We start from the raw sequence: 18,742 nt of genomic DNA on the forward strand, positions 1-18,742 counted from the left end.
ACAGGTTGAAATTCCTGTACCACCGAAGATTGTTTGAGCAATGGGGTGACACAGAAGGGTAGTGACGCGGACTGATGGAATAGTCCGTCCAAGCAGTGAGGCTTGTCAGTAGGAAAATCCGCTGGCTATAAGGCTGGGCTGTGATGGGGAGTGAAAATTACAGTAGCGAAGGTCATGAGCTCCGGCTGTCAAGAAAAGCCTCTAGTGAGATCTAGGTGCCCGTACCGCAAACCGACACAGGTAGGCGAGCAGAGCATGCTAAGGCGCGCGGAAGAACTCTCGTTAAGGAACTCGGCAAAATGACCCCGTAACTTAGGGAGAAGGGGTGCCCCGGTAGGGTTAATCGCCCGAGGGGGCCGCAGTGAAAAGGCCCAATCGACTGTTTAGCAAAAACACAGGTCTGTGCGAAGTCGTAAGACGAAGTATACGGGCTGACGCCTGCCCGGTGCTGGAAGGTTAAGGGGAGTGGTTAGGGGTAACCCGAAGCTATGAACCGAAGCCCCAGTAAACGGCGGCCGTAACTATAACGGTCCTAAGGTAGCGAAATTCCTTGTCAGGTAAATTCTGACCCGCACGAATGGCGTAACGAATTGGGCGCTGTCTCAACGAGAGATCCGGTGAAATTTTAATACCTGTGAAGATGCAGGTTACCCGCGACAAGACGGAAAGACCCCATGGAGCTTTACTGTAGCTTGATATTGGACTTTGGTACGATCTGTACAGGATAGGTGGGAGCCTATGAAGCATGTGCGCCAGCATGTGTGGAGGCGCCGTTGGGATACCACCCTGATCGTATCGGAGTTCTAACCTGTCACCATGAATCTGGTGAAGGGACCGTGTCAGGCGGGCAGTTTGACTGGGGCGGTCGCCTCCTAAAAAGTAACGGAGGCGCCCAAAGGTTCCCTCAGAATGGTTGGAAATCATTCGAAGAGTGTAAAGGCATAAGGGAGCTTGACTGCGAGACCTACAAGTCGAGCAGGGACGAAAGTCGGGCTTAGTGATCCGGTGGTACCGCATGGAAGGGCCATCGCTCAACGGATAAAAGCTACCCTGGGGATAACAGGCTTATCTCCCCCAAGAGTCCACATCGACGGGGAGGTTTGGCACCTCGATGTCGGCTCATCGCATCCTGGGGCTGAAGTAGGTCCCAAGGGTTGGGCTGTTCGCCCATTAAAGCGGTACGCGAGCTGGGTTCAGAACGTCGTGAGACAGTTCGGTCCCTATCTGTCGCGGGCGTAGGAAATTTGAGAGGAGCTGTCCTTAGTACGAGAGGACCGGGATGGACGTACCGCTGGTGTACCAGTTGTTTCGCCAGAAGCATAGCTGGGTAGCCAAGTACGGAAGGGATAAGCGCTGAAAGCATCTAAGCGTGAAGCCCCCCTCAAGATGAGATTTCCCAATTAGTAAGACCCCTTGAAGACGACGAGGTTGATAGGCTGGGGGTGGAAGTGCAGCAATGCATGGAGCTGACCAGTACTAATCGGTCGAGGGCTTATCCTAAATGATTCACACTTTGGAGATTCACAACTTTCATATCCAGTTTTCAAGGTTCAAACCTTGAAGAGCTCAATTATATTTTGAGCCACAAGCGAACAATCTTTTAATAAAGCGACCCTCATTCCGCAGGAATGTTCGAGCGTATTAAAAGAATGTGAGCATCCGTTTGGTGACGATGGCGAAAGGGAACCACGCGTACCCATCTCGAACACGACCGTTAAGCCTTTCAGCGCCGATGGTACTTGGACCGCAGGGTCCTGGGAGAGTAGGACGTTGCCAAGCACGAAGGTAGCCTATTGCGTATGCAGTAGGCTTTTTTTGTTGCACGGATAAAGTGGTGATGTATAGTAATTGCGTAGAGCTCAGTCGGTGAGGTTTAGAGTAATGAGCTAAAATAGAACGTGTGTGATGTGCATTGCAGTAACAGGTTGCTGGTATAAGCTTGTTTGTATTTATAGACCTATAACCAGTATCTATTAATAAAACTGTCTTGCTGAGGAAGTCATTGCAGTAATTCAGGAGAGTGTCTGAATCTGTTCGACGTATATTCGAAGATGAGGCAGCGGTAGTATAGGATGATTCAGACGCCGACCTTGAGGTTAGAACATGATGCTAATCAGTGTGTGTAGTCACGATGTTAAACAACCGGTGCGGAATGGCCGTTGCCAAGCACGAAGGAAGCCTATTGCGTATGCAGTAGGCTTTTTTGTTGTGCGGACATAGCATGTTAATTTGTAAAAATGTAATTGTTAAAATTAGAAGATGGTTTGCGATTCAAATTTACTCCATTTGAGTTTAAAGTACATGGAATTGTGATGTTACTTTAGTGGCTTTTTTGTTATAATAGGCTTGTTGTACATTTTTGTCGGTATTCAGTTAATCTGCCAACAGCAGCATGTAGCAATATATTCTAGATTGGGAAGGAGTGGATTTAATGGATATGGATAAATTAATAGCTCGAATTAATGTTTTAGCTAAAAAAAATAAAACAGTAGGCTTGACTCCAGCTGAACAAGCAGAGCGTGCAGAGCTTAGAGCAAAATATCTAGCTACGTTTAAGTCTAATTTTAAGCAACAGCTTGATAGTATCAAATATGTTGAGGATGAACAGTCAGATACAAAGCCGTTGCATTAACGATAGTTATATTTGAGGAGGAGTTCATTTGTCACGTTCTTGGGAAAGAAAAGTTAAAAAGAATATGGATCAAATCAACAAACAGCGTAAAAAAGCTGGAGTTGGCAATCTCGTGCTCAACACGGAGAAAAAACATGAGCTGACCTTCAAAGGTAGAAATTACGTTTTACCTATCGTATTAATATTTTTTATTGGTATGTACAATATTATTAGCTTGATGAATCCGGAATTTGAGATTTCTGCGATGTACTGGTTGACAATTATCGCATATGTGGCGCTTGCTGCGTTATTTTTCTTTCGTAAGCCATACCTAACCATTGGTAAGGATTATATTCAATCTCGTAGAATGATGGGGGACAAGCAGCTTTTCGCTGTAGCGATTAAGGAGATAAAGGTACAGGCCGGATATATATTCATCGTTCCGAGTCATGGAAGCAGCTGGGCTTTTAATCGTACCTTTAATCGCTTCCCAATCGATGAGATGTCTGTTGAGCTGAAGAAGTTTGCTGACAAATTCAACATTACTTGGACAGAAGGCTAAATTCAATCTAGGAGGAGAAACCATCGTGAAAAAAGCTGTAATGTTTGATCTTGATGATACGCTATTATGGGATGAGCGTAGTGTAAGGGAAGCGTTTCGTGCAACCTGTGACTATGCCGCAGAAAAAGCAGGAGTAGATCAGGAATTGCTAGAGGAAGCGGTAAGACGTGAAGCAAGAGAGATATATGAAGCATTTGAAGCATTTCCATTTACGAAAATGATAGGTATTAATCCGTTCGAAGGACTTTGGGCTCGTTTTGCTGAAGGGAAGCAAGAGGAGTTCCGCAAGTTAGAGCAATTTGTGCCTAGCTATCGTTCGGATGCATGGACGAGAGGGTTAGCTGCACTTGGAGTACACGATGAGCAGCTTGGTAAAGAGCTAGGAGAGATGTTCCCTGCAGAACGTCGCAAGCGTCCACTCGTATACGAGGAAACCTTTGCGGTGCTGGATCAGCTTAAAGGAAAGTATAAGCTGTTGCTGCTTACGAATGGTTCGCCTGATCTGCAGCAAGAAAAGCTTGCAGGAGTACCTGAGCTTGCTACATATTTTGATCATATCATTATCTCGGGAGACTTTGGTAAAGGAAAGCCCGACGTTACGATCTTTGAATATGCGTTAAGTAAGCTAGAACTGTCTGCCGAACAATGTGTGATGGTCGGTGATAAGCTGACAACTGACATTCTTGGAGCGAATACAGCAGGAATTGATTCTGTATGGATTAATCGTCATGGCGTAGACCGCAATGATGACATTATTCCTACACATACGATCAAGAGCCTGCAAGAGCTGTTTAACATTATTGAACCCTAGCACTTATTGAATCGTTATTCATTGATCACTCATTAAAGCCTGAATGATAGGAAATCTCCTTCGTTCAGGCTTTTTCTTTTTTCTATGGGCCGCTAAATATAAGTAGTCTGAAACAAATCATCATCTTTTTTCGTTTAAATGATATGTCGACAATGCTTATACTAAAGGAGAAACGATGAGAACCGTTAAAAGAAAACAATCAAAACGTAAGAAGCTATTAAAATGGATCGGTGCACTTGCCGTACTGTGTATTGTTCTACTCACTGTTAATTTTGTAATGAATAAATCAATGAGCACAACAACATATCATATTACTCATGCGAAAATAAACGACTCGCTAGACGGTTTTACGATCGTACAGCTTAGCGATCTACACTCCATCCGCAATGAACGGACAGGAGAGTACATTACAAAAAAGGTGAGGAAGGAAGAGCCTCATATCATTGTGATTACTGGAGACTTGATCGATTATACGTACTACACTGACTTAAGAGACAAGCATATGCAAGAAGAGAAAGGTACTCAAGTCTTAGACTTGAAAACCGTTGAGTTTGTCGATGAGCTGACGGAAATTGCTCCAGTCTATTATGTGTTTGGCAATCATGAGCGAGTCTTCGATAACATGGACGAGCCCTTTCTAAAAGCATTAGTTGATAAGGGCGTTATTATATTAAATAATAAACAGACAACGATAACCTATAATGAGCAAACGATAAATGTAGTGGGCATCTCAGATCCGACAACGGCGTTTATGGAAGAACGCTTTGTAGGTCTCGGTGGTGGTGACAATATTATGAAGGCGATGCTAATGGGAGCTACAGAAACGATCGACAGCAATTTGTATACGGTGCTGTTGTCGCATCGCCCTGAGTATTATGAGATGTATACGCAATACGCGGTAGATCTAGTATTAACCGGTCACGCTCATGGGGGGCAAATTCGAATCCCATTCATGGGTGGTCTCTATGCGCCTAATCAAGGTTTTTTCCCAGAATATACGAGTGGGGAGTTTGAAAATGGCTCGATGAGTATGATTGTAAGTCGAGGAATTGGGAACTCAGCCTTCCCATTACGCGTATTCAATCCACCAGAAATTATAACGATAAAACTAACAGCCGAATAGCTTAATTGTTGTAGTAAAAAAGCGAATGATCACGATAATAGTGACATTCGCTTTATTAATATAGTTAAGTATTATTTCACGAAGCTAGGATCGTGGTGCGGATGAGCAATCCAGCCTTCTGTTTCAATAAATAGACGTACTGCAACGATTTTTTTGTTCTCCATCAATGTAAAGAAGTGAGGAGTGTGCTCTGGTACAGAGATAACGTCTCCTGCTTCAAGCTCGACATCGAAGTAGCCGATCTCATCATTGCCTTTAATAATGAAAATACCTTGACCTGCTGTAATGGCGCGAACTTCATCTTCAGTATGAGTATGAACGTTTTCGAATTTTGCAAGAAGCTCTTCAAGATTAGGTGTAGCTTCAGATAATGTGATGACATCCCAAGTTAGGTAGCCGCGACGACTAGCTAGATCGCGAATATCTGCATCGAATGTATCTAGAATTTCTTGTTTTTCTTCATCAGTAAGTACGAATTTTTCTTTTAGGTCCTCACGAAGCTTGCTCGTATCCCAGTGCTCATAGATAACTTCATATTGAGCAAGAAACTCTCTAACTGCTTGTTCACCCTTGATGCGTTCATTTGTGTTTCGAATTCTTATCTCTGCCATCTATTATTCCACCTTTTCCAATCGGAATTAAATTGTTATAGTAATACTATTATAATTCAAATTCTCATTCTTGTCGATTATAATCCTTTTAAGTTGTGTGAATATCTGATAAACTTTGAAATAGTGATTTTGGGAAGGGTGTATGATATTGGTAACCAGTAAGCTGCAAGAACAGCTAGAAAAGCGCATTCTTATTTTAGATGGTGCAATGGGTACGATGATTCAGCAGGAGAATTTATCGGAAGACGATTTTGGTGGAGCTGAATTGGATGGCTGTAACGAAATGCTCGTTCTTACAAGACCCGATGTTATCAAGCGCATTCATGAACAATATCTTGAAGCGGGCGCAGATATTATTGAAACGAATACGTTCGGCGCTACGAGTGTTGTTCTCGCTGAATATGATATTCCTGAAAAGGCAAGAGAGATTAATCTGGCTGCAGCTAAGCTAGCACGTGATGCAGCAGATAAGTTCAGTACGCCGGACAAGCCTCGATTCGTAGCAGGTGCTCTTGGTCCAACGACTAAGACATTGTCTGTAACTGGCGGTGTAACCTTTGATCAGCTAGTAGAAAGCTATTATGAGCAAACTGTAGCCTTAATCGAAGGAGGCGTTGATGTAATCTTGCTTGAAACCTCACAGGATACGCTAAATGTTAAAGCAGGCAGTATCGGTGTGCGTAATGCCTTTGAAGCAACCGGCAAAACATTGCCGATTATGATCTCAGGTACGATTGAGCCAATGGGAACGACGCTCGCGGGCCAAACCATTGATGCCTTTTATATTTCATTAGAGCATCTGAAGCCGATATCGGTAGGCTTGAACTGTGCAACGGGTCCAGAGTTTATGCGAGATCATATTCGTACATTGAGCGATATCGCACGAAGCAGCGTGTCTTGCTACCCGAACGCAGGGCTACCAGATGAAAATGGACATTATCACGAAAGTCCAGAATCATTGGCGAGAAAGCTCGCTGATTTCGCAGAAAATGGTTGGCTTAATATTGCAGGCGGATGCTGTGGAACAACACCAGAGCATATTCGCGCAATGGCTGAAACGATGGCACAATATAAGCCTCGCACTCAGCTAGGTGAGCATGCCGATGCTGTGTCAGGGATAGAGCCTGTATTTATCGAAGCAGACAACCGTCCGATTATGATCGGTGAGCGTACTAATATTTCTGGCTCGAGAAAGTTCAAACGCCTCATCAAAGAAGAAAAATATGATGAAGCATCTGAGATTGCTCGCTCACAGGTGAAAAACGGTGCGCATATTATAGATATCAATTTGCAGGATACAGAAATTGATGAAGCCTATGCGGTACAACAATTTTTACCGCAGGTAATGAAGAAAATTAAAGCTCCGATTATGATTGACTCAACGTACGATCATATTATTGAGCTTGGTCTAAAATATTCACAAGGTAAAGCCGTTATTAACTCTATTAATCTCGAAGATGGCGAAATAAAATTCGAAAAAATCGTGCCGCTTATTCATAAGTATGGGGCGGCTGTGGTCATGATTCTTATTGATGAGCGTGGACAGGCTGTATCGCGTGAAGCCAAGCTAGAAGTCGTTGATCGTGCATATGATCTTCTCGTTAATAAGTATGGCGTGAATGAAGAGGATATTATCTTTGACCCGAATATGTTCCCGATTGGATCAGGAGATCCGCAATACATTGGATCTGCCGTGGAAACATTGGAAGGCATTCGCATGATCAAGGAAAAATACCCTCGCACGAAGACGATTCTAGGCCTAAGTAATATATCATTCGGTTTACCTGATGCTGGCCGCGAGGTGCTGAATTCGGTTTATCTGTATCACGCGACGAAGGCGGGACTTGATTACGCCATTGTCAATACAGAGAAGCTGGAGCGTTATGCCTCTATACCAGCGGAGGAGAGAGAGCTGGCAGAGCAGCTGATCTATAATACGAATGATGATACATTAGCTAATTTTGTCGCTGCTTTCCGTAATAAAAAGGTCGAGAAAAAGGAAAAGCTTTCGAATCTGACGCTAGAGGAGCGTCTGGCATCCTATATCGTTGAAGGAACGAAGGAAGGTCTAATCGCCGACCTTGATCTAGCTCGTGAGAAATATACGCCGCTTGATATTATTAACGGACCGCTCATGAAGGGGATGGAAGAGGTCGGCCGATTGTTTAACAACAACGAGCTGATCGTAGCAGAAGTGCTGCAAAGCGCTGAGGTCATGAAGGCATCTGTTACTCATCTTGAGCAGTTTATGGAGAAAACGGAAACAGCAACGAAGGGTAAAATTATGCTGGCAACTGTTAAGGGCGACGTGCATGATATCGGTAAAAATCTCGTTGAGATTATTCTATCGAATAACGGCTACAAAATTATTAACCTCGGTATTAAGGTACCGCCAGATCGCATTATTGAAGCGTATCGTGAGGAGAAGGTTGATGCTATCGGTCTATCAGGACTTCTCGTTAAATCCGCCCAGCAAATGGTCTTAACCGCACAGGACTTGCGCAATGCAGGTATTGACGCGCCAATTCTTGTTGGCGGTGCAGCTTTAACTCGCAAATTTACAAGAACTAGAATATTACCTGAATACGATGGAATGGTTATCTACGCGAAGGATGCGATGGATGGCTTGGAGCTTGCGAATAAGCTCACAACTGCTACGCTGAGAACAGAGCTGGAGCAGGAAATTGCGGAGCAGCGTGCTAATCTTGCTAACGAAGCGGAGGAAAAGAAAAAGCTGCCTCCGATGACGAGAGCAGCGCGTTCGAGCATCTCACCTGATGCACCGGTATTTATGCCGCCAGATACAGAGCGCCATATTTTACGGAACATTCCACTAGGTCAAGTGCTACCGTACGTTAATATGCAAATGCTGCTTGGCCATCACCTAGGTGTCAAAGGTCAAGTCGACAAGCTGTTGGCTGCCGGAGACGAGCGAACGGAGCAGCTGAAGGATATGGTTGATCAGATTTATCGTGAAGGAATGGCGGAAGGTTTCTTAGAAGCAAATGGGATGTATCGATTCTTCCCTGCTCAATCATCCGGCAACGATGTCATTATCTACGATCCGAATGATCATACGAAGGAAATTAAACGCTTCTCCTTCCCTAGACAGCAGGTGGAGCCGTTCCTTTGCTTAGCCGATTATCTAAAATCGGTGGACAGTGGTGTGATGGACTATGTTGGGTTCTTAGTTGTTACTGCCGGAAGCGGGATTCGTGAGCTGTCCAATCAATGGAAGGAAAAAGGAGATTATTTACGCTCTCATGCACTGCAAGCCTGCGCGCTCGAAACAGCAGAAGGCTTAGCTGAGAAGATTCACCATATGATGCGTGAGCAATGCGGCTATCCAGATCCGCCAGAGATGACGATGAAGCAGCGCTTTGGAGCAAGATATCAAGGGATTCGCGTATCGTTCGGCTATCCAGCTTGTCCGAATCTTGAGGATCAGGGGCCATTGTTCGAGCTGATGCAGCCAGAGGATATCGGTGTTGAGCTGACGGAAGGCTTTATGATGGAGCCAGAGGCTTCGGTTTCAGCCATGGTATTCGCACATCCAGAAGCACAATATTTCAATGTAGATAAAGCTTAATTCAGATGCTGTTGGTCAGAGGAGTTGTAGCTCCTTTGGTCAGCAGCATTTTTTTGCCATGACGTATTTCCATAATCCAGTATTGAACATCGAACATGCATTCGATACACTATAGAGAGGAAAAGAGAAGCGGTGTAAGAAAGAGGAGATTGAAAATGAATGAGTGGACGGGGAAAGCAAGGGATATGTCAGAGTGGCTTAAGAGCCTGAAGCAGCAGCGGGAAATTATGGACAATGTGACGGAGTGGAGAACGATTCCACCTCGAGATGCGGTCTATGCACCACTTCCTGAGGGGCTTCATCCAGAGCTTCTTAAAGCGCTGCATGCGAAAGGAATGGATCAGCTGTATAGTCATCAGGCAGCTGCTTTTTCTGCGGCGCAGAGTGGAGAGCATGTTGTCACTGTAACGCCTACCGCCTCGGGTAAGACACTCTGCTATAATCTGCCGGTGCTTCAGGAGATTGTTAGTCATCCAGAGTCGCGAGCGCTGTATATGTTCCCTACAAAGGCGCTTGCACAGGACCAGGTTGCTGAGCTCCAGCAGTTTGCAGATTTAATGGATTGTGAGCTTAAAACACATACATATGACGGAGATACAGCTCCTAGCATACGTACAGCGATCCGTAACGCAGGTCATATCGTTGTAACAAACCCTGATATGCTGCATTCTGCTATTCTTCCACACCATACGAAGTGGGTTAAGCTTTTTGAAAATATAAAATATATCGTCATCGACGAGGTTCATGCGTACCGAGGTGTATTCGGCTCACATGTTGCGAATGTACTGCGTCGGCTACTAAGAATCTGTCAGTTTTACGGCTCGAACCCGCAGTTTTTATGCGCATCTGCAACGATTGATAATCCTGGTGAGCATGCATCAAGGTTAATTGGCAAGCCCGTTCATGTCGTAGACAACAACGGTGCACCAGCTGGAGAGAAGCACTTTATCTTTTACAATCCTCCAGTAGTCAATGCCCAGCTTGGCATCCGTAGAAGCAGCGTAATCGAGACGAAAAAGCTTGCCAGCTCATTAATTAAGCAAGGGCTGCAAACGATCGTATTTGCTCGAAGCCGAGTGCGCGTTGAGCTGCTGCTTACTTATTTGCAGGAGCTGACGGAGCATAAGGTGAACGATCGCACGATTCGCGGCTATCGTGGAGGGTATCTGCCGAAGCTGCGCAGAGAGATTGAGCACGGTCTTCGTTCAGGTGAGATTAAAGCAGTTGTGAGCACGAATGCACTAGAGCTCGGTATAGATATCGGGCAGCTGCAGGCTTGTGTATTGAATGGATACCCTGGAACGATTGCGAGCACATGGCAGCAATCTGGGCGCGCCGGTAGACGCAACGAGATATCTGTTACTTTTCTTGTTGCGAGCAGTAGCCCGCTAGATCAATATATGATTCAAAATCCAGATTACTTTTTCAATCGACCGCCAGAGCAGGCTTTAATTGATCCAGATAATTTGCTTATATTAATCGACCATGTCAAATGCGCTGCCTACGAGCTTCCGTTCAAGCAAGGGGAGCAGTTTGGTGGCGAGCGCTTAGAGGATATGATGGAGTTTTTAACCGAAGAGAAGGTGCTGCACCATGTAGGTGACACTTGGTATTGGATGGAGCAATCGTTCCCAGCGCACAATATTTCGCTGCGCACAGCAGCAGGAGAGAACTTTATCATTATCGATATTAGCAATCGTAATAAGGTTATAGGAGAAGTCGACCGCTTTAGCGCACCTACCCTAATTCATGAGGAAGCGATTTATATCCATGAGGGTGTACAGTATCAGGTAGAGATGCTGGATTATGAGGAGAAGAAGGCGTATGTGCGTGAGGTGGATGTCGATTATTATACGGATGCGAATCTAGCTGTAGAGCTTAAGGTGCTTCATATCGATAAGGAAAAAACTTTGGGTCATCTGGAGCAGTATTACGGAGAGGTAACGGTAAATGCGCAGCCAACGATCTTCAAAAAGATTCGCTTGCTCACGCATGAGAACATCGGTTCAGGTCCGATTCATCTGCCGGAGGAAGAGCTGCATACGTCAAGCTATTGGTTTACTTTTTCTGACGAGCTAACCTCAAAGCTAACGAAGGATCAGATGCAATCAGCATTAATGGGGCTTGCCAATGTGCTTGGTAATGTGGCGCCGCTTTACTTAATGTGTGATCCCTTCGATATACGTGTCGTACCTCAGGTGAAGGCTGTTCACTCGGGGAAGCCAACGATATTTTTCTACGATCGTTATCCAGGTGGCATTGGGCTTAGCAAGAGGCTATATGAGCTGCATGAGACGCTGCTAGATAACGCCGAGCAGTTAATACAGCAATGCGGCTGTGTAAGCGGCTGTCCTGCGTGTGTCGGACCTATAGAAGAGGTAGGCATATGGGGCAAGCAAACAGCGCTGCAGCTTCTAAAAAGTGAAGAACACATACAAATAAGTAAAGGGGAAGAGAGCGATGAGCATGCTGAGGGCGCGGCTAGAGCGTCTGAAAGGAATTAAGCCATCTCAAGCTGCTGAGGAGATGGATAACCACAACACAGCTGCTGTAGAGAAGAAGTCAACAGCACAAGAAGTGGCTTTATATCAAGATGGCAGCTATACAGAAGGAAGCAGCTCTTACGCAGCTCAAGCAGCTATAAGCCAACCTACGTTCCCTCCTGAAGCTAACCTATTGGAGTCAGATGCGAAGCTAGTATCAGCTTCGAAATTAGCGAACTTGTTAAAGCTCGTGCCCCTTCATGATGAGGAGGCACATGCTCATAAATGGAATCAGCTGCATGTCCAGCTGGCACAAAACGAATTTGGTACGTTTCTTATGCGGACGCGTACCTATCGCTGTGATGAAGCAATTGGAATGCATCAGTTCGGTGAATGGCAGCAAGCTGGATGGCATCTCAATGCGTTCTACCCTGAGCAGGAGGCAGAGCTTGAGCACTTTTTGTTTTTAGATTTGGAAACTACAGGTCTAGGCAGCGGCACTGGCAATATTCCATTTATGGTTGGGCTCGCTTTTTGGGAGAACGAGCAATTTGTTGTGCAGCAAGCGTTAATCCGCCATCCTGCTGAGGAGAGAGCGATGCTAGCTTATTTACATCGCTTAACGGCACATTTCTCCCATCTCGTTACTTATAATGGTAAGAGCTTTGATTGGCCGTTGCTTCATAGTAGATATATGCTGAACGGTATGCGAGAGACGATATGGCAGCCGCTGCATATTGATCTACTGCATCCTTCGCGCGCGATATGGCGGAACACACTAGAGTCATGTAAGCTCAGTCATATTGAAAAAATGCGTCTCGGTATTATCAGAGTGGATGATCTACCTGGATCAGAGGCGCCAGCACGCTACTTTAATTTTTTATCAAGTGGCGATCCGAGTGAGCTTGAAGATGTCTACAAGCATAATGAAATTGATATGATGTCTCTCGTTACGCTCGCTATCCGATTCGGGCATTTATTAAGCAACGAGGATGTACGTACCATCGTTCAGCAGCCAAGCGAGCCAGAGGAGCTTGTTCGCACTGGCTTATGGCTAGAGAAAATGGGACGCTTCCTTTATTCGAAGCAGCTATTCCAATTAGCCGCACATATTCCACAGCAAAGCAGTCAGACGATTATGATGCTGGCGATGCGCGATAAAAAATACAATGAAATGCAGCGTGCACTAATGCTTTGGGAAAAAATCGTAATGACAAGCGGGGCATTTGCTAGTCGAACTCAGGTCGAAGCCGCAATTGAGCTATCGATGTACTATGAGCATAAAGCAAAGCAGCCACTTCAAGCACTACATTACGCTTCGCTTGCTTATGAGTTTCAGCTGCAGCTGCAAAGTGTATCGAGAAGAGAGACTAAGCAGAAGGAAAAAGAGCTTTCTGAGCTAAATAAACGAATAGAACGAATAAAAAAGAAGTGCAGACTGTCTGTATAGAATGTAAAATGTATGATATGTTGTAATGAAGATAGTTTTCGTAGGAGTTGACAACGTTGAAATTACGCTACCATGCCTTATTAATAGATCTAGATGGAACGATATATCATGGCGATAAGCCGATAGAAGGAGCCGCTGAGCTCATTGCTTTCCTGCGCAAGCAGGAGTGGAGCTACCGCTTTGTGACAAATAATTCTTCAGCGACGCCGATGCAGGTTGCTGAGCGATTGAATAATATGGGGATAGACGCAGAGCCTGACGATGTTTGTACCTCTGCTCAGGCTACTGCTTATTATATTAAGCAGCACATGCCGAAGGCACGTGTGATGATGATCGGTGAGTATGGTCTGCAGCAAGCGTTGCTAGAGCAAGGAATAACGATTACCGATGAACAACCAGATATCGTCGTTCAAGGCATCGATCGGTCGTTTACCTATGAGAAAGCAATAAAGGCTGTTCAAGCGATTAGGGACGGAGCTACATCTATTATGACGAATCCAGACCTACTGTTGCCTGCGAATGGCGGATTTATTCCAGGCGCGGGGTCAATTGGGGCGATGCTTAAAGCTGCGAGCGGCAAGGAGCCTGTGATCATCGGCAAGCCTTCGCGCATCCTTATTCAATATGCGCTTGATAAGCTCAATTGCGCAGCTGAGCAAGCACTCGTTGTAGGAGATAATATGCTAACCGATATTCGATCTGGTGTTGAAGCAGGCTGTGATACCGTGCTGCTATATACAGGACTTACAACACCAGCTAATGTAGAGGAGTATCGTAAGCTTGCTGAATGCGAGCCTACGTATTGCTATACGGATTTATATGAGCTCAAGCAAGCATTGATGAGCTAGATTAATGTGTGAACAACAGCAATCAGAAGTGCATTTCTCAAGGCTGATATGCTAACATGACAAGATCAGCTAATATAAGTTAATATATAAGATTAATATTATTAATAGTTACAGCTTTCAACGTCCGTTTGGAAACGTTGATACACAGGAGGCATATGGCAATGTACGAATTACCTGAATTAGAAGTCATACGAGCGATAATAGCTGAAAAATATACCGGTGTCGCCATTACAAAAATTCAATGCGGCGCTAAAGTAATCACAGGAAAAAAATCACCATTCTGTGAGCAGCTTATTAATACGACCATTTGGTTTGTTGAACGTCGAGCTGGTCATCTCGTGCTTCATCTTGATACGGGAAAAAGACTAATGATTTACTTAAGCGATCAATCTTCATTTTATGGCGGAGAAGCGGGAGAGAAGGCAAAAGGAAGCCCAGACCTCGTGCTATACTTCGGTGAACGCTTTATGTCGTTTAGCAAGCTAGAGGAGCAAGCTGTTCAGTTAACGACTGTAAGAGAGGTTGAAGACCAGCTAAAGGTTTGTGCACCGGATCCATTGGATCGACGCTTTACAGAGGTTTACTTTAGAGAACAGCTTAGTAAAAAACGCAGCTCGTTGAAAACCTTTTTACTTGATGCCTCCGTTGTAACTGGTATTGGACCGGTCTATAGTGATGAAATATTATACGCAGCGCGTTTGCATCCGGCAAGAAAAGTGAATAGTTTAAATGAACAGGAAGCAACGAATTTGTATGAGACGATTCGAAATATGATGAGATCAGCAATCGCCGATGGTGGTGTTCGAACTGAGCCGCTGTATGCTCAGGACACTTTGACGGGCAGCTACGCTGAGCGACTAGCCGTTTATGGTAGAGATGGGAAATTCGTTCTTGATACAGAGAATGAGCAAGTAGAGCTTATCGTTGTCGCAAAGCAGAAATGCTATATTAGCCCTTTGAAGCAATTAAACGAACAGTAAAAAAATAATTCATAAGGTTTAGTTTTCAACACCGAGAAGGTTGAATAAAGCTTAGAGACTGAGAAGCGCAGCGTACGGTATTGGTACGTGAGCATCGGAAGGCTCGGCTGAATTCAAGATTCGAAGTCGAAACAGCGTTCAGCATATGCATCGTGATCAAAACTGAATCTTTTGAACAACCAATTCAATAAGGGTTCAAAAGGTTTAGCTTTCAGCACCGAGAAGATTGAATAAAGCTTAGAGACTGAGAAGCGCAGCGTACGGTATTGGTACGTGAGCATCGGAAGACTCGGCTGAATTCAAGATTCGAAGTCGAATAAGCGTTCAGCATATGCATCGTGATTAAAGCTGGACTTTATGAACAACCAATTCAATAAGGGTTCAAAAGGTTTAGCTTTCAGCACCGAGAAGGTTGAATAAAGCTTAGAGACTGAGAAGCGCAGCGTACGGTATTGGTACGTGAGCATCGGAAGGCTCGGCTGAATTCAAGATTCGAAGTCGAATAAGCGTTCAGACATGCATCGTGATCAAAGCTAATTTTTTTGAACAACCTCTATATAAATAAGGAGCCTTGGAGTATGATTCATGTATACCTAGATGACTTCCGCTACTGCCCTGAAGGCTTTGTGCTTGCCAAAAATGCCGAGGAGTGCAAGCTGCTCATTGATCATGAGCAAATTGACATTCTATCACTTGACTACGATTTGGGCTGGAATGAACCGACAGGCTACGAAGTAGTAAAGCATCTGATGAAGACTGGAAAATATCCAAGATGCATCTATTTGCATACTTCGAGCATGTATGGAAAGCAACAAATGTACGAAGCATTACGACAGCAAGTACCAGCTTCCTATGAGCTGTATGCACGACCAATGACAAAGGAAGAGCTTGAAGAAGCGCTAAAGCGAAAACAAGTGAAAGAGGAACAGAATGAGTAAGTGGATCGCAACATCCAATCAAGGCTTCTCTCCCTATGGGATGGAGGAGCTGCGCAAAATATTTTCACAAATTACATTCGTACAATTGATTCCTGGTGAAGTGTATCAGTTCGAGGTTCCACTCGAAAATGATGAGGTTCAAGCTAAGCTGAACACATCAGAATTAATATTTGTACGACACATACAGCCTATAGATCGAATGGTGACGATTACAGGTGATATCACTGGCGACCAGCGTTCCTTGGCAGAGATGATTCATTATATAGACAGCTCGCTTGCTGGAAAGCGAGTTGCTACTCATATTCGTATGAGTAAAATGCACCAGCTTACTGCAACGAAGCAGCAGCTCAAGCAAGCAATGGACGAAGCTCTGCTAGCTGTCGGGGCAGAACCAGTCCTGCAGCAGCCTGACTTAATTATTGCGCTATTCGCACATAAGGATGAGATGCTTATCGGCTTTGGAACGGTGCAGGAGATGGGCTCTGACTGGCCTGGTGGCGCTATTCGCTTTCAAAAAGAGGAAGGTCAAATCTCGAGAGCAAAGTTCAAGCTTCTGGAAGCCGAAAAGGTATTTGGACTAGATTACAGCAGCTTTCATACCGCAATCGATGTAGGAGCTGCTCCTGGAGGCTGGACGAGCCTGCTGCTCGAGAGAGGCTTAAAGGTGACAGCAATTGATCCTGCAGCATTGGATGCTCGCATTAAGGATCATCCTGCGCTTACACATCTAAGGATGAATGCATCAGCGGTTAAGCTGCCAGCTGGAAGTCATGACCTTCTTGTATGCGATATGAGCTGGAGTCCTATTGAAATGAGTAAGCTGATCTTAAAGCTGCAGCCAGCACTTAAGCCTCAATCGTTAGCGATAATTACGGTTAAGCTAATGCATAAAAAAGGACTGCAAAGTATTCGAGAAGTAAAGGAGCGACTAAGCAACGCCTTTACTATTATTGCTGCGAAGCAGCTGTTTCACAATCGAGAGGAAATTACGCTCTTTTTACAGAAGAAGAAATAGTACATCAGCCTTTGCTGTTATATAATCGAAGTATAATCTAATAAATGGATCAGAAAAGCATTCTGAGCTATGCCCTAGCGCATGGCCATGAATGCTTTTTTTATTTGAGAGGAGGAAATCGCAGGATGAACGCTAGCTTACAAGGTTTAATTGCAGAACGATATCAAACCGTACATAAAGCAGGGGAAGGTGGGATGGGGGAGCTCTATCTCGCACGAGATCTGAAGTTAAACGGAGCGCCGCGTGCGATAAAAATATTAAAGCATACTGAAGTACAGCTCGAGCAGGGGCTAGAGCAAGAAGCATTAATTCTAACTCGTCTGCAGCACCGCTGTTTACCAGTTATTTATGATTACACCTCGCATCAATCAAGGCCGTGTCTAGTTATGGAATGGATTAATGGCATTCATCTCGGTCAGCTTTTGAACGAGCAATCTAAGCCATTACCGTTAAGCTATATTTTCTATGTGCTAATCGATGTGTTGGAGGCTTTGGCTTACTTGCATACACAGCAGCCGCCAATCATTCACCGTGACTTGAAGCCATCAAATATAATGCTGGCAAACGATGGAACCATTAAGCTAATTGACTTTGGAATCAGCAAGCAGCTTGGGAAAAACAATGGCAGTACCGTAATGTTTGGCACGCGCGGTTATTCCTCTCCTGAGCAGCTTAGCGGCAAGCCGACAGATGAACGTACAGATATTTACAGCTTCGGAGCGCTGTTATTGAGAATGCTAGGGCTAGATCCAACCAAATGGATAAAAGGAGGGAAAGTAGAGCGATCCTTACTTCGCAAGCTATTGGCTTTTCCAAAAGGCCTGAGAGAGCTCATCGTGGATTGCATTCAGGAGCAACCACTGCACCGTCCGCAAAGTATAGACGACGTTTTACACAGAATGAAGAAGCTACAGCTGCTTCATGGGGGAGAGCTTCAGAACAAGAGTGGGAATAATGCTTACTATGTTGGCAAAAGGATTGCTGTGCTGTCAGCGCATAAAGGTGCAGGCGCCACACTTGTCAGTCTTTCCTTGCGTGAGCTGTACCAGGATAGAGACAGGCCATACTCATTGATTGAGCATCGCTTAGACGAAGGAGAGCTATGCTATCACTACGATCAATATAAGCAAAGTGAGCATAGCGGCAGCGGCTTAGAACTCATTGATGAAGCGTACGAATGTGTAACGGTTGGAGCAGGTAGAATATTTATGATTAATCCACTTAACGAAGAAAACCGAGCGGAGGACCGGTTGCAGCATACTGTAGAGCTAACTGCAAGCTTAGCATTACAGCATGATGTTATTATTGATTATTCCTCGTATTGGAACGAAAACGAGCTTGACTATATCGTGCAGCATGCTGATCTCATTCTACTTGTTGATAGCCCCTGGACTTTGAAGCAATCGCCTCGTAGCTTATATCGAATACATCAATTGCTACAGCAGGCGAATCGCTCTAACGTTACCGTACGATGGATTCATAATCGAGATCAATCGTTCCATGGCCGATCATCCTGGAAAAGCTTAGCTGGAGAGCTTGCGTCGTTTCGCATACCTGAGCTTCCTGCTAAGCAAATATTGAAAAGTATATGTATGCAAAACAGCTATCCGCCGTACCAAGATATAACAAGACAAATTAAGAAATATTTAATGTCATTAATCAAGTGACATGTATGCTTGCAATAATGTCCTTTCTTCTATTATGATGAATATACCGATTAT

At 44.6% G+C, this 18,742-nt stretch carries 13 protein-coding genes and 2 rRNA genes (1 of these 15 running past the window's edge); 14 read left to right on the forward strand and 1 reads right to left on the reverse strand.

The window, feature by feature from the left end; all coding sequences use genetic code 11:
* The 6 genes from NSQ99_RS09960 to NSQ99_RS09985 all read left to right on the forward strand — a co-directional run.
* Positions 1-1,500 (forward strand): 23S ribosomal RNA (locus NSQ99_RS09960) (it extends 1,430 nt beyond the left edge of the window).
* Between the two features lie 162 nt (positions 1,501-1,662).
* A 5S ribosomal RNA gene (gene rrf / locus NSQ99_RS09965) occupies positions 1,663-1,779 on the forward strand.
* A gap of 652 nt (positions 1,780-2,431) precedes the next feature.
* Positions 2,432-2,632 (forward strand): DUF896 domain-containing protein, encoded by a 201-nt coding sequence (locus tag NSQ99_RS09970; protein ID WP_251665171.1) that lies wholly within the window; start codon positions 2,432-2,434, stop codon positions 2,630-2,632.
* Positions 2,633-2,660: 28 nt separating this feature from the next.
* On the forward strand, positions 2,661-3,173 hold the full coding sequence (locus NSQ99_RS09975) for a hypothetical protein (protein ID WP_340836380.1): 513 nt from the start codon (positions 2,661-2,663) through the stop codon (positions 3,171-3,173).
* Positions 3,174-3,195: 22 nt separating this feature from the next.
* Entirely contained in the window at positions 3,196-3,984 is a 789-nt protein-coding gene (locus NSQ99_RS09980; RefSeq protein WP_340838771.1) for an HAD family hydrolase, read from the forward strand.
* Positions 3,985-4,159: 175 nt separating this feature from the next.
* A complete protein-coding gene (locus NSQ99_RS09985) occupies positions 4,160-5,107 on the forward strand; it encodes a metallophosphoesterase (RefSeq protein ID WP_251665173.1) in 948 nt (315 codons plus the stop codon).
* Positions 5,108-5,178: 71 nt separating this feature from the next.
* On the opposite strand, the gene NSQ99_RS09990 is transcribed toward NSQ99_RS09985, so the two are convergent.
* Entirely contained in the window at positions 5,179-5,718 is a 540-nt protein-coding gene (locus tag NSQ99_RS09990; protein WP_251665174.1) for a 1,2-dihydroxy-3-keto-5-methylthiopentene dioxygenase, read from the reverse strand.
* A 142-nt stretch (positions 5,719-5,860) separates the two neighbouring features.
* Here NSQ99_RS09990 and metH point away from each other — a divergent pair, with 142 nt between their 5' ends.
* The 8 genes from metH to NSQ99_RS10030 all read left to right on the forward strand — a co-directional run bounded on the left by metH (position 5,861) and on the right by NSQ99_RS10030 (position 18,688).
* Entirely contained in the window at positions 5,861-9,307 is a 3,447-nt protein-coding gene (metH, locus tag NSQ99_RS09995) for a methionine synthase (protein ID WP_340836381.1), read from the forward strand.
* Between the two features lie 155 nt (positions 9,308-9,462).
* Positions 9,463-11,811, forward strand: coding sequence for a DEAD/DEAH box helicase (locus tag NSQ99_RS10000; protein WP_340836383.1), 2,349 nt, complete (start codon positions 9,463-9,465; stop codon positions 11,809-11,811).
* Complete coding sequence (locus NSQ99_RS10005) at positions 11,768-13,240, forward strand: ribonuclease H-like domain-containing protein (RefSeq protein WP_340836384.1); 1,473 nt, start codon at positions 11,768-11,770, stop codon at positions 13,238-13,240. The genes NSQ99_RS10000 and NSQ99_RS10005 overlap by 44 nt, the downstream gene beginning before the upstream one ends.
* A 56-nt stretch (positions 13,241-13,296) precedes the next feature.
* Entirely contained in the window at positions 13,297-14,088 is a 792-nt protein-coding gene (locus NSQ99_RS10010; RefSeq protein ID WP_340836385.1) for a TIGR01457 family HAD-type hydrolase, read from the forward strand.
* 161 nt (positions 14,089-14,249) lie between these two features.
* Complete coding sequence (locus tag NSQ99_RS10015) at positions 14,250-15,068, forward strand: DNA-formamidopyrimidine glycosylase family protein (protein ID WP_251665178.1); 819 nt, start codon at positions 14,250-14,252, stop codon at positions 15,066-15,068.
* Between the two features lie 578 nt (positions 15,069-15,646).
* Entirely contained in the window at positions 15,647-16,006 is a 360-nt protein-coding gene (locus NSQ99_RS10020) for a cyclic-phosphate processing receiver domain-containing protein (RefSeq protein WP_251665179.1), read from the forward strand.
* The gene (locus NSQ99_RS10025; RefSeq protein WP_340836386.1) at positions 15,999-17,021 is read left to right on the forward strand and encodes an SAM-dependent methyltransferase; all 1,023 of its coding nucleotides are present in this window, start codon (positions 15,999-16,001) and stop codon (positions 17,019-17,021) included. Before NSQ99_RS10020 ends, NSQ99_RS10025 begins: the two co-directional genes overlap by 8 nt.
* A 125-nt stretch (positions 17,022-17,146) precedes the next feature.
* Positions 17,147-18,688 (forward strand): serine/threonine protein kinase, encoded by a 1,542-nt coding sequence (locus NSQ99_RS10030; RefSeq protein ID WP_340836387.1) that lies wholly within the window; start codon positions 17,147-17,149, stop codon positions 18,686-18,688.
* The last annotated feature ends 54 nt before the right edge of the window (positions 18,689-18,742 follow it).

Source organism: Paenibacillus sp. FSL W7-1287, assembly GCF_038004245.1.
GTDB classification, from domain to species: Bacteria; Bacillota; Bacilli; order Paenibacillales; family Paenibacillaceae; genus Pristimantibacillus; species Pristimantibacillus camelliae.

What these genes read in the sequence shown, in the direction of transcription:
- NSQ99_RS09970 (WP_251665171.1), top strand. Translation starts at nt 2,432, where the DNA reads ATGGATATGGATAAATTAATAGCTCGAATTAATGTTTTAGCTAAAAAA.
- NSQ99_RS09985 (WP_251665173.1), top strand. Translation starts at nt 4,160, where the DNA reads ATGAGAACCGTTAAAAGAAAACAATCAAAACGTAAGAAGCTATTAAAA.
- NSQ99_RS09990 (WP_251665174.1), bottom strand. Translation starts at nt 5,718, where the DNA reads ATGGCAGAGATAAGAATTCGAAACACAAATGAACGCATCAAGGGTGAA.
- metH (WP_340836381.1), top strand. Translation starts at nt 5,861, where the DNA reads ATGATATTGGTAACCAGTAAGCTGCAAGAACAGCTAGAAAAGCGCATT.
- NSQ99_RS10000 (WP_340836383.1), top strand. Translation starts at nt 9,463, where the DNA reads ATGAATGAGTGGACGGGGAAAGCAAGGGATATGTCAGAGTGGCTTAAG.
- NSQ99_RS10005 (WP_340836384.1), top strand. Translation starts at nt 11,768, where the DNA reads ATGAGCATGCTGAGGGCGCGGCTAGAGCGTCTGAAAGGAATTAAGCCA.
- NSQ99_RS10015 (WP_251665178.1), top strand. Translation starts at nt 14,250, where the DNA reads ATGTACGAATTACCTGAATTAGAAGTCATACGAGCGATAATAGCTGAA.
- NSQ99_RS10020 (WP_251665179.1), top strand. Translation starts at nt 15,647, where the DNA reads ATGATTCATGTATACCTAGATGACTTCCGCTACTGCCCTGAAGGCTTT.
- NSQ99_RS10025 (WP_340836386.1), top strand. Translation starts at nt 15,999, where the DNA reads ATGAGTAAGTGGATCGCAACATCCAATCAAGGCTTCTCTCCCTATGGG.
- NSQ99_RS10030 (WP_340836387.1), top strand. Translation starts at nt 17,147, where the DNA reads ATGAACGCTAGCTTACAAGGTTTAATTGCAGAACGATATCAAACCGTA.